The organism is Bacillus sp. FSL K6-2971 (assembly GCF_038006405.1).
Classification (GTDB): Bacteria; Bacillota; Bacilli; order Bacillales; family Bacillaceae; genus Bacillus; species Bacillus pumilus.
The window spans coordinates 270,857-284,379 of record NZ_JBBOVD010000001.1 but is presented as its reverse complement, the minus strand read 5'-3'; the positions used below and the strand labels follow the sequence as shown (position 1 = coordinate 284,379).

At 42.5% G+C, this 13,523-nt stretch carries 15 protein-coding genes; 5 read left to right on the top strand and 10 right to left on the bottom strand.

Annotated features, from left to right (window positions below; all coding sequences use genetic code 11):
• Positions 1 to 29: 29 nt before the first annotated feature.
• From MHI33_RS01695 to MHI33_RS01665, 7 genes are all read right to left on the bottom strand, one after another.
• Positions 30 to 806, bottom strand: a complete 777-nt coding sequence (locus MHI33_RS01695; protein WP_265209012.1) for a sulfite exporter TauE/SafE family protein — start codon at positions 804 to 806, stop codon at positions 30 to 32.
• A gap of 58 nt (positions 807 to 864) precedes the next feature.
• On the bottom strand, positions 865 to 1,095 hold the full coding sequence (locus tag MHI33_RS01690; RefSeq protein WP_003216954.1) for a sulfurtransferase TusA family protein: 231 nt from the start codon (positions 1,093 to 1,095) through the stop codon (positions 865 to 867).
• A 33-nt stretch (positions 1,096 to 1,128) separates the two neighbouring features.
• Positions 1,129 to 2,256: an MBL fold metallo-hydrolase gene (locus MHI33_RS01685; RefSeq protein WP_217013175.1), complete on the bottom strand. Its 1,128-nt coding sequence runs from the start codon at positions 2,254 to 2,256 to the stop codon at positions 1,129 to 1,131.
• A gap of 14 nt (positions 2,257 to 2,270) precedes the next feature.
• Positions 2,271 to 2,831 carry a sulfurtransferase TusA family protein gene (locus tag MHI33_RS01680; protein WP_113768621.1) on the bottom strand — a complete coding sequence of 187 codons (561 nt, stop codon included), beginning with the start codon at positions 2,829 to 2,831 and terminating at the stop codon, positions 2,271 to 2,273.
• 47 nt (positions 2,832 to 2,878) lie between these two features.
• Entirely contained in the window at positions 2,879 to 3,232 is a 354-nt protein-coding gene (locus tag MHI33_RS01675; protein ID WP_113768620.1) for a rhodanese-like domain-containing protein, read from the bottom strand.
• 14 nt (positions 3,233 to 3,246) lie between these two features.
• Positions 3,247 to 3,729 carry a DsrE/DsrF/DrsH-like family protein gene (locus MHI33_RS01670; RefSeq protein ID WP_106061691.1) on the bottom strand — a complete coding sequence of 161 codons (483 nt, stop codon included), beginning with the start codon at positions 3,727 to 3,729 and terminating at the stop codon, positions 3,247 to 3,249.
• 125 nt (positions 3,730 to 3,854) lie between these two features.
• On the bottom strand, positions 3,855 to 4,115 hold the full coding sequence (locus tag MHI33_RS01665) for a metal-sensitive transcriptional regulator (RefSeq protein WP_003217059.1): 261 nt from the start codon (positions 4,113 to 4,115) through the stop codon (positions 3,855 to 3,857).
• Positions 4,116 to 4,297: 182 nt separating this feature from the next.
• Between MHI33_RS01665 and MHI33_RS01660 the strand changes: the two genes are divergently transcribed.
• Positions 4,298 to 4,804 carry a hypothetical protein gene (locus MHI33_RS01660; RefSeq protein ID WP_217013174.1) on the top strand — a complete coding sequence of 169 codons (507 nt, stop codon included), beginning with the start codon at positions 4,298 to 4,300 and terminating at the stop codon, positions 4,802 to 4,804.
• A gap of 141 nt (positions 4,805 to 4,945) precedes the next feature.
• On the opposite strand, the gene MHI33_RS01655 is transcribed toward MHI33_RS01660, so the two are convergent.
• A complete protein-coding gene (locus tag MHI33_RS01655) occupies positions 4,946 to 5,155 on the bottom strand; it encodes a hypothetical protein (protein ID WP_217013173.1) in 210 nt (69 codons plus the stop codon).
• Positions 5,156 to 5,573: 418 nt separating this feature from the next.
• Here MHI33_RS01655 and MHI33_RS01650 point away from each other — a divergent pair, with 418 nt between their 5' ends.
• From MHI33_RS01650 to MHI33_RS01635, 4 genes are all read left to right on the top strand, one after another.
• Complete coding sequence (locus tag MHI33_RS01650) at positions 5,574 to 7,637, top strand: thioredoxin domain-containing protein (RefSeq protein ID WP_321160738.1); 2,064 nt, start codon at positions 5,574 to 5,576, stop codon at positions 7,635 to 7,637.
• A 152-nt stretch (positions 7,638 to 7,789) separates the two neighbouring features.
• Positions 7,790 to 8,560 (top strand): SurA N-terminal domain-containing protein, encoded by a 771-nt coding sequence (locus tag MHI33_RS01645; protein WP_340908580.1) that lies wholly within the window; start codon positions 7,790 to 7,792, stop codon positions 8,558 to 8,560.
• A gap of 225 nt (positions 8,561 to 8,785) precedes the next feature.
• Positions 8,786 to 10,120 (top strand): glycerol-3-phosphate transporter, encoded by a 1,335-nt coding sequence (gene glpT / locus MHI33_RS01640; protein WP_050943401.1) that lies wholly within the window; start codon positions 8,786 to 8,788, stop codon positions 10,118 to 10,120.
• A 92-nt stretch (positions 10,121 to 10,212) separates the two neighbouring features.
• On the top strand, positions 10,213 to 11,094 hold the full coding sequence (locus tag MHI33_RS01635) for a glycerophosphodiester phosphodiesterase (protein WP_065097716.1): 882 nt from the start codon (positions 10,213 to 10,215) through the stop codon (positions 11,092 to 11,094).
• 40 nt (positions 11,095 to 11,134) lie between these two features.
• Here MHI33_RS01635 and MHI33_RS01630 read toward each other — a convergent pair whose 3' ends face one another.
• Complete coding sequence (locus MHI33_RS01630; protein WP_106032882.1) at positions 11,135 to 12,523, bottom strand: amino acid permease; 1,389 nt, start codon at positions 12,521 to 12,523, stop codon at positions 11,135 to 11,137.
• A 218-nt stretch (positions 12,524 to 12,741) separates the two neighbouring features.
• Positions 12,742 to 13,500 carry a DUF4097 family beta strand repeat-containing protein gene (locus tag MHI33_RS01625; protein ID WP_268483258.1) on the bottom strand — a complete coding sequence of 253 codons (759 nt, stop codon included), beginning with the start codon at positions 13,498 to 13,500 and terminating at the stop codon, positions 12,742 to 12,744.
• Positions 13,501 to 13,523 lie beyond the last annotated feature (23 nt).

The window sequence follows — 13,523 nt, the reverse complement described above, 5'->3', positions numbered from 1 at the left end:
AGCTGCTGCTTTCTCTGTTGGTTTTTTCTTCAAAATAGATCCAGCCAAATTTTTATCGCTGTCGCTGTAATCATCACGGCAAGTAGCCATTGCAAGTAGACGGCATTGATTTTCTGACCGACCTTTGCACCAATCGGAGCGGCAATCAAACTTGCCGCCATTAACACAACAGCAGGAAGGAGCATGACTTGACCCGTCAATACCTTTCCAGTAGATGCACCGATGGCAGAAAGAAACGTAATCGCAAGTGACGACGCAATGGTCATCCGTACAGGAATTTTTAAAATAGACAGCATCACCGGCACCAAGATAAATGCTCCTCCTGCGCCTAAAACCCCTGAAACACTGCCGATCACAAAGGCAATACCAGCGGCCAGCCCTTTATGAAAAGTCACTTCTCCCTCTGCGTCTGCACGCTGCCCTTTTTTCGGAATCAGCATGAGGATAACGGCTACAATGGCGAGCAATCCATAGACGAGATTCATCCCTTTCTCCGGCATGAAGTGTGATATATAACTGCCTAATAAGCTGCCTGCCAATATACTGCTTCCCATATAGAAAATCAACGAGCGATGTAAAAATCCACTTTTCCGATACGCCAGTACACCACCGAGCGTCGAAAAAAGCACTTGAATGGCGCCAATTCCTGATACCTCATGTGCCGATAGTGCCATCACACCGACCAGTGGCGGGATATAAAGCAGCATAGGATAGTTGATCACAGATCCCCCGATCCCCACCATTCCTGATAAGAAGGAACCAATACATCCGATGATAAAAAGTGTAATCAAAAACGCAAAATCCACGCTGGTCTCCTCCTTCGCAAAAGGAAAAGGGGATCTTCAGCAGATACCCCTACATCCTTTAGGACCCTTTTCTCACCCAGAACTTCAGCACATCTCCTTCATCCGTCTGCGTGATCAATTCATGTCCGCTTGACTTCGCCCATGCTGCTAAGTCAGCTTTAGCCCCTTTATCTGTTGCATGTATTTCTAATACTTGACCCTCCGTCAAGTCATTCATTTTTTTCTTCGTCCGAATAATCGGCATTGGGCATGCAAGCCCTGTGACGTCTAATATTTGATCTGATGTCATTTGATTGTTCCTCTCTTCTTATTTTATTGGACATTACCGAATCGCACAACGGTTTGGACCAATTTCCATTTCACGCTTCGCTTCATCATCTGGACTCAGCTTCCCCATATTGGTTTGACGAATGTCTTGATAGGCGTTTGGCTGTGCAGGCAGATTCTTCGTGACCATTTGTCTAAATACGTCATCATCTTCAATATTCAGTCCATGATTTTCTTCAAATAGAACGCCTAGCTCCTTCCAAACGCTTCCGTCTTTATTGACTTCATCCATGATCATGAAATGCGCTGGTAGCACAATCAATTCTTTCGAAAGTGCTCTATATCGGTGATAAAGTGTTTCTCTCAAATCACCTACCCAGTCCTCCGCCATTCCAGCGAGGTCAGGTCTTCCAATCGAATCCACGAACAAAATATCACCTGAAAGAAGATATTGCCGATCCACGATAAAAGATGTTGAACCAATCGTATGCCCCGGCGAGTAAAGGGGGTGAATATCAATTGAAGCCGCTCCAATCGTTATGCGCTGCCCTTCTTCAAGTCGGTTATACTCAAAGATCACTTCTTCTGCATCTTTTGGCGGCAGCCAGTAGTTGGCACCAGTCTTTTCAGCCAGTTTTTTCCCGCCAGAAATATGATCTGCATGAAGATGAGTATCTAACACTTGCGTTATAGAGACATGATGCTTTTTAGCAAAACGAATATAAACATCCGTCATTCTAGCTGCATCTACAATTGCGGCTTCTCCATTCGACATGATCATATAAGACAGACATCCCTTGCCCATTCGCACAAATTGATACAGCTCTCCACCGCCGCTTAAATCACCGATTTTCACTGGCTCTAGATGCTCACTCCACGCCTTCATGCCGCCTTCTAAATAATGGACCGTTCTACCCACCTCTGACAGCATCTCCGCGACCATGATAGAGGAGCCTTCCTTGGCACAAACCACCAACACTTCACGATCATGAGGAATGTCATGCAAAATGCCCTCTACTCCTTCAAGGAGATCAAAATAAGGCACATTCATATGAACTATTGCTTCCCCTTCGATCTTCCAATCCTGAACATCCGCTTGATTTCGCACATCTAGCAAAAAGAGCGGTTCCTTGCTCACGATCTTTTTTGTTAACTGCTCTGCGTTCATCGCTGTTACTGTCATGTTTCATTCAGCTCCTATTTTTCAATCGCTCCTGTCCAGCTATTCATGCCTGGCACGATATTCATCAATTGATGAAATCCTTTTTCTTTTAACTTTTGCGCAGCTAATTCACTTCTTCTGCCTGAATGACAGATCAGGTAAATGTCCGTCTCTCGGCTCAATTCCTCTGCACGTTGTTCAACCTCACCAAGAGGAATATGAACAGCTCCTGGAATATGCCCCGCCTCGTATTCATCAAGCTCTCGCACATCTAAAATAAACAAAGATGGATCTTCTTTTACTTTCTGTTGAAAAGTCTCCAAAGACATTTCCGAAATCATGGACTTCCCTTCTTTCTCTTGTTCTCCGCCCTTACGAATCAAATGATGAAGCACCTGACCTTCTACTGTTGTTCCTAAAAATTCGTGACCGGCACTTTTTGACCATGCCGCTAGATCCGCTGCTGATCCTTTATCGGTAGCTTGCACTTCCAGTACGTCTCCTGGTAAAAGCTCATTCATTTGTTTTTTTGTTTTCACAATCGGCATCGGGCATGCCAATCCTTTTGCATCTAAAATGACAGTTGGTTGCTGCATGTCTTATCCTCCTTCATATAGGGGTGGGGGTATATTTTATTGCGCATTTAATGCCAAGTATTCATGCCACCCTTGATGTTTGTAATCTGAGTAAATCCTTGCTTCTTCAATATTTTCGCCGCCTGCATACTTCTCATCCCGCTTTGACATATCACATAAACCTCTTCATTTTTCTCAAGCTGAGAAGCTCGTTTCTTCAAATGAGACAACGGGATGTTTTGAAAGCCATTGATATGATTTGTTTGAAATTCACTAGGAGAGCGTACATCAATGAGCTGTTGACCTTTGCTTTTCAGCTTCTTTTTCATATGAGCTGCATCCATTTGCTTCACACCTCGAACCGGCAGAAAGCGGCTCACGATTAACCCAATCACCATGATGAGTAAAATCGTTTGTACCATCCTGCTTCACCTCACTAGATAAATAAATTCACACGTCCAATTTCAGCCTCTGCTAAATATGCCGCTACACCAGCATATTGAATGTCATTTAATAATTCTTTCTCCTGTAATCCTAAAAGATCCATCGTCATTGTACATGCCACGAGGTTAATATCCTGCTCCTTCGCCATCTCAATAAGCTGCGGCAAGGTCATGGCGTTGTGCTTTTTGATCACATGCTTGATCATTTTCGGCCCCATTCCTGCAAAGTTCATCTTGGACAGCCCCATACGATCAGCCCCGCGCGGCATCATTTTGCCGAACATTTTTTCTAAAAATCCTTTTTTCATCGGTACCATCTCATCCTTACGCAAGGCGTTCAGCCCCCAAAACGTATGGAAAATGGTCACCTCATGATCATAGGCTGCTGCACCATTGGCAATAATGTAAGCAGCCATCGCTTTATCATAATCTCCACTAAATAACACAATCGTCGTGCGTTTTTTCTGTTCTTCCATTCTGCTCCTCCTTATTTACATTACCCATAGGGGTATATTATAATTAAAAAATATATACACATACCGGTAAGGGTATATTATAACAAGTAAAAAAATTCGTCAACCTCCAAAGGCTGAGGAATTTCTTACCGGCTTTTCACCAATAGCTCAACTGCCTCTTTCACAAGACCCTCCGTATCCTTGCCTTGTTCAAGACTTTCACGGACACATTGCTCAAGATTTGTACTCACAATCACACCCATTGCCCGATCAATGGCATTACGTGATGCAGACAGCTGCGTGACCACCTCGCGGCAATCCTTGCCTTGCTCCATCATCGCAAGAACCCCTTTAATCTGCCCTTCAATCCGGCGAAGACGATTCTTCATCTGCTGATTATATTCCATGAATAAGCACTCCTTTCTATTCTTTCTATGACAGATAGTATACCCTAAGAGGTATTTAGTCAAACGACTTGCCCTTTTCTTTTGTAGAAAACGAATGTGAAAAGAATTGCACATTCCACCATTTATTGATAAAAAGTAAATAATCAACGAACAAGAAATCATTGAAGAAAAGAGGGCAACCCATGACTTTACAGCATTATATTGGATCAAACAAAGAACTGCCGCTTGGGACCATTGGTCAAAATCCTACCTATAAACCACTCTCTGAACTCAATATCAAATTGTTTGATCAAAAACAAAAAAAGCACAAAACCTATCAAAAAGAAGAGCTTTTGATAGAAGTATTTGAAACAGAAGAGGATTTCGAAGGCATTCACATTGATTATCTAGATCCTGTCTATGAAGCGGTAAGAAACAAATTCACGCATCCTTTTGTTTATGAATTAGAAATCATTCATTCTCTTCGTGCACTTTTTCAATTCATTGAAAAAGTGCTGTCAAAAGGAGAAACCATCGAAATCTATTCTTGTCTAAATGAACTCGAAACGAAAGAAAAGGATGATCAATTGGATGTAGAAATTGACCTAAGCAAAAAACAGTTTGGGAAACATATCGTTTTTAAAGACATTGATGAACTGATCGCTAAGTTTGAATTAGAACACCTACAATATGTGTTAGTGAAGAAATAAAGGAGAATTGACAAATTACATCAAAATGCTGTGTTATTAGAGATTGTAGAAGCGTAACCTTGGTTAAGCAAAGATCAATTGAAGTTATTAATAGAAAAGCGAATATAAATGTAACAGGTAGTTGAAGGAACCAAAATCCCCTCAATTACCTCTTTGCAGATCATCGTAAACTTTTTCAAAAATCTCTATTGGCATTGAATACTTCGTTGTCTTATCATTACGGTAATTAACCACTATATCAATGTGATTTTGCTTTTTTTCAAATTCAATAATTGAATTCTCCCATCTATCTCTAACGGAAATAACACAATTACCGTTTTTCTTTTCCTTTTTCTGATAAACATAATCCATTTCATCTCTCCGTTCTCATTATTTTGTATTAGATAAGCGAATAGATGTCGCGTCTCAATTAGAGATACCCAAGAAACATGAATTTAAAGAAACTAAATGTCGTGAGCAAGTTTAAAAACGTATAAAGATAATTTCTACCATAAATACTTAATATAATACCAACTGGACCTAAGACATAATTCATTAACCATATTCCGCTTCCATATCCAAATATCCAATTAGGGACCCAAAGTAGAACACCTATTACAAAGCATAGTAATGATAAATGGCTCATTGTTTTTTTAGACATCAGAACTCCCCACATTCTAAAATAGCAACCTATATTTTAACAAAATGATACACTCAAATTCTGACTTAGTCTCTACCCCTTAAGAAATTTAAGATGAAATTAAACTAATTATGAAAAAGCAGGTGACCCATGTCAAACAACCAAACACCCAACACACTCATCACTGAAAAATCACCATACCTCCTTCAGCACGCCCACAACCCAGTTCACTGGTACCCGTGGGGGCAAGAAGCATTCGACAAAGCCAAACGTGAAAATAAGCCAGTGCTTGTCAGCATCGGTTATGCCACTTGTCACTGGTGCCATGTCATGGCACACGAAAGCTTTGAAGATCAACAAGTCGCTGACATCTTAAATGAGCATTTCATTTCAATCAAAGTCGATCGTGAGGAGCGTCCAGATATCGACTCGATGTATATGTCTGTTTGTCAGATGATGACGGGGCAAGGCGGCTGGCCGCTCAATGTGTTTGTCACGCCTGATCAAAAGCCTTTTTTTGCGGGGACGTATTTTCCAAAGAGAAGTGCTTACGGGCGTCCTGGCTTCATCGAGGCACTGACACAGTTGCTGGACGCATATCACAACGACCGCGATCATATCGAATCATTGGCAGAGAAGGCGACAAATAATCTGCGAATCAAAGCAGCAGGGCAGACAGAAAGTACGCTCACTCAAGAGGCGATCCACAAAGCCTATTATCAGCTCATGAGCAGCTTTGATACGCTGCACGGCGGATTCGGCTCCGCGCCAAAATTTCCTGCACCTCATATGCTTTCATTCTTGATGCGCTATTACGAATGGACTGGGCAGGAAAATGCGCTATATGCAGTCATGAAAACGTTAGATGGAATGGCAAATGGCGGTATATACGACCATGTCGGTTCAGGTTTTTCTCGTTATTCAACAGACGAAAAATGGCTTGTGCCTCATTTTGAAAAAATGCTGTATGATAACGCCTTGCTGATGGAAGCTTACACAGAAGCGTATCAGCTCACTCAACAACCTGAATATGAAAAGCTTGTCCACCGCCTGATCCACTTTATCAAGCGAGATATGATGAATCCGGGCGGCTCCTTTTATTCAGCGATAGATGCAGATTCTGAAGGGAAAGAAGGACAATATTACGTTTGGTCAAAAAATGAGATCATGACTCATTTAGGCGAGGACCTCGGTGCATTATTCTGCGCTATCTATCACATCACAGAAGAGGGGAACTTTGAAGGGGCGAACATCCCTCATACCATTTCCACCTCTTTTGATGACATCAAAGCCTCTTTTTCGATTGATGACCATGCGCTTCAGTCTAAGCTGCAAGAGGCTCGGCACATTTTACAATCTGTCAGACAGCAGCGACCCGCACCGCTTGTCGATGACAAGGTACTCACATCATGGAATGCACTGATGATCTCATCTCTAGCCAAAGCAGGAAGGGTCTTTGATGCAGAGGAAGCAATCTGTATGGCAAAACAGGCGATGTCTTTTCTAGAAACACACCTCGTCCAACATGATCGTCTCATGGTCCGATATAGAGAAGGTGACGTAAAGCACCTAGGCTTTATCGAGGATTATGCTCATATGCTAAAAGCGTATATGTCTTTATACGAAGCGACCTTTGAATTAGCATGGCTGGAAAAAGCGACAGCCATTGCCAAGAACATGTTTGAGCTGTTTTGGGACAAGGAAAAAGGGGGCTTTTTCTTCTCAGGATCAGATGCGGAAGCGCTCATCGTTCGAGAAAAAGAAGTGTACGACGGCGCCATGCCTTCTGGTAACAGCACCGCACTCAAGCAGCTTCTCATGCTAAGCAGACTGACCGGACGTCAGGATTGGCTGGACACATTAGAGCAGATGTTCAAAGCCTTTTATGTCGATGTCTCTTCCTATCCAAGCGGGCACACAGCGTTTCTGCAAGGGCTCCTCGCTCAATATGCAACGAAAAGAGAAATCATCATTCTCGGAAAAAACGGCGACCCTCAAAAAGAACAGCTTTTACAGGCGCTTCAAAAACGCTTCATGCCATTTGATATCATATTGACTGCCGAAACAGGGGAGGAATTAGCAAAACTCGCGCCCTTTACAAAAGATTACAAAACGATCGATGGCAAAACCACCGTGTATATTTGTGAAAACTACAGCTGCCGCCAGCCAATCACCAATATCGACGAAGCGATGGAACAATTATTCCACGATTGAGTCTGTCACAAGATGACTATGAGAAGACAAAATGAGGACAAACAGATAAAAAACATGTCAATCCGCTAACAAATTGTCTGTACGGTTTTATTTTTCCTAAAAAACGGTTAGAATGCGCACTAGATGTTCTCATACCGAAGGGAGAGAAAATGATGAAAAAGGTATCATACACACTCATCGCTTGTTTGTTATCTGTTGGGCTTGCAGCCTGCTCGTCAAACGATGCCAAACAAGATAAGCAAAACGATTCAGCCAAAAGCAAGGAAACAACACAGGCTGACCAAAAAGAACAGCAAAAGCAAATGGAAGAGATGCAAAAGAAATTAGACGCACAAAAAATTGATGATCAAAAGGTCGTTGCGACCGTCAACCAAGACAAAATCACAGGTAATGAATATAATAGCGCTCTATCAACCATTCAAGGACAGCTTCAGCAATCTGGGCAAGACCCAACATCTAAAGAAGGCGCAAAAGCAGTCAAGAAACAAACCATTGATGCGCTCGTAGGTCAAGAGCTCATTCTGCAAGATGCTGAGAAGAAGGGCATCAAAGCCTCTGACAAGCAGGTAGATAAACAGCTAAAAGAAGAAAAGAAACAATTCAAAGACAACGCTCAATTTGAAGAAGCCCTTAAGAAAAGCGGACTCACCATGGATCAGCTGAAAAGTGACATTGCCGACAGCATCAAATATAGCCAGTATGTCGACAAAGAAATCAAACCAGCGTCCGTCTCTGAAAAGGACGTTAAAGCGTACTATGATCAATACGCTGATGAAATGAAAAAACAAAAGCAAAAAGCACCAGAGTACAAAGAGGTTAAATCACAAATTAAAAAACAGCTAGAATCTCAAGAAAAGCAGAAAGAAGTACAAAAAGAAATTGAAAAACTAAAGAAATCTGCGAAAATTAATGTGTCTCTGTAACAGCTAAGAAAAAATCCGCCATTGTGCGGATTTTTTTCGTTATTTGATGAACTGTTTTTCCAAAATTATGACAAAAGCCTCATCATAAACGTCTCTTCCATCCGATATGATGGGAGTACAAAAGAAAGCGTTATCAATTCTTTTGTCTCTTAAAAAGTACAAGATCAAACGCTGATCTCGTACTTTTGCTTCAGTCAATCGGACAACGACAAGAGGAGGATCTTTATGTTCAAATGGTTTAAACCCGCTCCGCATATCGACAGGCTCGATGATGCCAAAACAGACGAGACGTATAAGCGGCTACGGCTGCAAGTCTTTTTAGGCATCTTTATCGGGTATGCGGGCTACTATTTGCTGCGGAAAAATTTCGCTTTTGCTATTCCGTATCTACAGGAAGAAGGGTTCACGAAAAGTGAATTAGGCTTTGTACTCGCAGCTGTCTCCATCGCTTATGGCTTTAGTAAATTCATCATGGGGATGATCTCAGACCGCTGTAACCCAAGATACTTTTTAGCCACTGGACTCTTTCTATCAGCCCTTATCAATATCCTATTTGTCTCATTTCCATGGGTGACGTCAAGTGTATGGATCATGTTCTTATTCATGTTTTTAAACGGCTGGTTCCAAGGCATGGGGTGGCCGCCATGCGGACGGACGATGGCGCATTGGTTTTCGGTTAGTGAACGCGGAACGAAAATGTCCATATGGAACGTCGCTCACAATATCGGCGGGGGAATTCTTGCACCGCTCATCACCTTAGGGATTGTGCTGTTTGCGACGTGGAAAAGCATCTTTTTCTTCCCTGCCATCATTGCCATTATCGTCTCCTTCGTGATCATTCTTCTCGTCCGGGATACCCCGCAATCCGCTGGTCTTCCGCCAATCGAGGAATATCGCAATGACTATCCGGCACAGCAGTATGAAGATCAAGAAAAAGAATTAACAGTGAAAGAGATTTTATTTAAGTATGTACTCAACAATAAATTCCTTTGGTATATCGCCATTGCCAACGTCTTTGTGTACTTCGTCCGTTACGGTGTCGTGGACTGGGCGCCGACCTACTTAACAGAAGCAAAGGGCTTTTCACCAGAGCATTCACGCTGGTCATATTTTCTTTATGAATATGCAGGCATTCCCGGCACATTATTGTGCGGCTGGATCAGCGACCGCTTCTTTAGAAGCCGCCGTGCACCAGCAGGCGTCCTCTTTATGGCTGGGGTGTTAATTGCGGTGCTTGTTTACTGGTTAAACCCTGCTGGCAATCCAATGGTCGATAACATTGCCCTCATCAGCATCGGCTTTTTAATTTACGGACCTGTCATGCTCATTGGACTTCAAGCCATTGACCTCGCTCCTAAAAAAGCGGCTGGCACTGCGGCTGGACTCACAGGCTTCTTCGGTTATATTGGCGGCTCTGCCTTCGCCAATGCGATGATGGGCGTCGTCGTGGATCATTACGACTGGACAGGAGGCTTCATTTTATTGGTTGGTTCTTGTGTGCTTGCAATTGTCTTCCTAGCGATGACTTGGAATACAGGGAAGCGCGTAGAGCAAGCTTAATGAAAATCACATAAAAGATTCATATCCGCCCAACATGCCCTTTACATCTATTTCTTATGATGGAGGCAGTTACCGTAAAAGGAGGATAAAATATGAAGAAAAGTAGATTACTTGCTTTCGTGTTGCTCTCTTTTGCTTTACTGTCTATTGCTTGGGTGCCGACCACCGTATCAGCACATGAACATCTTTTATCTCCAGATCGTATTCTAACCGTTGCACATCGCGGAGCATCAGGGTATGCACCAGAGCATACCCTGGCTTCTTACAAACTCGCCACAAAGATGAATGCGGATTACCTCGAACTCGACCTTCAAATGACAAAGGATGGACATCTCATCGTCATGCACGATGAAACCGTTGACCGCACCACAAACGGAACGGGCTGGATCAAAGACCTCACACTTGCCGAAATCAAACAGCTTGATGCTGGTACTTGGTTTAATGAAGTCAATCCCGACAGACAAAACGCCAACTATATCGGACAGCGAGTCCTCACATTAGATGAAGTGCTGCGCTATTTCGGTAAACGAGAAAATTATTATATTGAAACAAAAAAACCAGACATCTATCCGCAAATGGAAGAAAAACTATTGGCGACCCTAAAAAAACATCATCTTCTCGGGAAACACACAAGAAAAGGGCAGGTCATTATCCAATCCTTTAGTCAAGACAGCCTGCTAAAACTACAGAAATTAGATCCACGCCTTCCAAAAGTACAGCTATTAGACAGAACACAAATGACGTCCATCACAGATGATCAGCTCGATTTCATCAAATCTTATGCAGTGGGTGTCGGACCGAATTTTAGAGCATTGACACTTGAAAACGTACAGCAGGTCAGAAGCCACGGACTCCTCCTCCACCCATATACGGTCAACAACGAAGCAGATATGACCCGTCTACTGCAATACGGCGTCACCGGTCTTTTCACCAACTTTCCAGATGTCTTTAACCGTGTAAGAGCTTCACTCTAAACAAAAAAAGGCCTTGCGGTCCATCCCGCAAGGCCTTTGATTATTTTACCGTTTGATCAGAAGAAGCTGTTTCGATCGGCTTCCGTTTCCCGATCCCAAAGACATAAAAGCTAAGCGCTACTACAATCAAGAACCCGATTGCCACAATTAGAGAAATACGCGTATCCTGATTAATGAGCATAAATACAAGCACCATCAATAAGAAACCGATTGTAAGATAATTAGAAAACGGCGCTAGCGGCATTTTGAATGGATGCTGATCAAGCGCAGATCCCTTCGCCTTTCTAAAGCCGATATGACTAATCAAAATCACAAACCATGGCACCATACCAGGAAGTACACTCGCACTATACACATAGACGAAAATGTTTGGTGGCGCAACATAATTGAGGACAACTCCTACCGCTAGACCAATCAGCACAGCGAATGTCCCAAAATACGGCACACCATTCTTTGAAATTTTGGTGAAGAAAGCAGGCGCCTGCCCATTCACACCTAATGTATAAAGCATACGTCCCGCACTGAAAATCCCACTATTACAGCCGGACATCGCTGCTGTAATGACGACAAAGTTAATAATACCAGCGGCTGCTGTAATCCCAATTTTCGCAAACGTCGCCACAAATGGACTGCCAAGGGTATTCAGCTGATCCCAAGGATACACTGTCACAATGACAAAGATCGCACCGATATAGAAAATCAAAATACGCCAGATGATACTTTTGATGGCATTGGTCAGCGTCTTTTCTGGATTTTGCGCTTCACCTGCTGTAATCCCAATCAGCTCTACACCCTGATAGGCAGCAATGACGAGCGACAACGCAAACAAGAATCCGGTAAATCCACCTGTAAAGAACCCGCCGTGCGCCCACAGATTAGACAAGCCAATAGGCGTCCCGCCATTTCCAAATCCAAAGAAAATAATGCCTAGACCTGCAATGATCATTAAAATAATCGTCACAATCTTGATCATTGCAAACCAAAATTCGAACTCACCGAACGATTTAACCGAAATCAAGTTGGCCGCTCCCAAAATAATCATCGCAATTAATCCTGGAATCCACGCTGGCAGCTCCGGAAACCAATATTTCATATAAGCGCCTACGGCAATAATTTCTGACATCCCGACAATGACCCACTGGAACCAGTTACTCCAAGCTGTCATATACCCCGCAAGCGGATGAATATATTGATGACCAAATGTAGCAAATGAACCTGTACTCGGTTCAACGTATAACATTTCTCCCATCGCACGCATAATAAAAAAGATAAAGATACCACATACTGCGTACGCGAGAAGAACCGATGGACCTGTCCATTGAATGGCCTTGGCTGACCCCATAAATAAGCCAACACCAATCGTGCCGCCAAGTGCGATCATTTGAATATGGCGGGCACTTAACCCTCTCTTTAATTCCTTTTGAGCCACTTTTCTTCCCCCTCATCAACAAACAACATAAAAAATAAAAATCAGAATGTTCATTCTAATTGAGAAACATCAATCTTTCGATGTATATTATCATAATAAATCTACCCTTAAAATACAATTGTTTTTTTGAGGGAAACACTATTAACGGAATATTCCGACATAAAGAGATGCTCAAATTGTTTTATATTGATATATTGAACCAAGGGGTGAAAGTCACTTCAAAGCTGATGACTTAATAAAAACTGACCGCCTCTTATATCAACCTCAAAGAATCGCAGTCCATTTTTATGCACCATTTTGTCCTTCTCTCGATGACAAGAAAAGTCATTCCGGAAAGCGCCGGATCTTTTCTTTACATAACAAGTAAATCCATCATTTTCCGGTATCGCCACTTTGACATTTGCTCCAGTTGAAGTAGATTTAAGTGAATTTAGCATGTTTGTAGAATGAATCTGCATCCTTCTACCTGTTACATGCAGATCAACGTCCGAAAAGGCACCCGTCAACTCAACTTTTGACGATGTGGCGTGCAGTAATAATCTTTGTGTGGTCAGTTGCCGACTAGAAATAAGCCCACCTACTGTCTCTAAATGGAGATGCTTGATGTCACCTGATAGCATCGTTTTACCGGAAGTTAAATGACAAGAGACATTTTCCGCCTTCAGTCTCTCTGCCTGAAGATTTGCTCCTTTACAACGAATGGAAATGGACTGTAATTGTCGTTTAGGGAGAAAAATAGCGACATCAGTTTTATAAAGTTGAAGCCCTAAGCTGAGTATTTTTTTCCGTCTATCTTTAATGAACAATCGCCCATCCTTTACCTGATGACTCATCAAATAACGATTTGGAAACACTTGATTGGCCGTTTGACGAATGATGAGATAAGGACGGTCATGGTGTTGAATACACACCTCTCCGAGCAACCAATCCAACGATAATTCTACGACCGATTGTTCAATTTGAATCGTATGCTCCATATGTCTCCCTCCTTGTATACTCG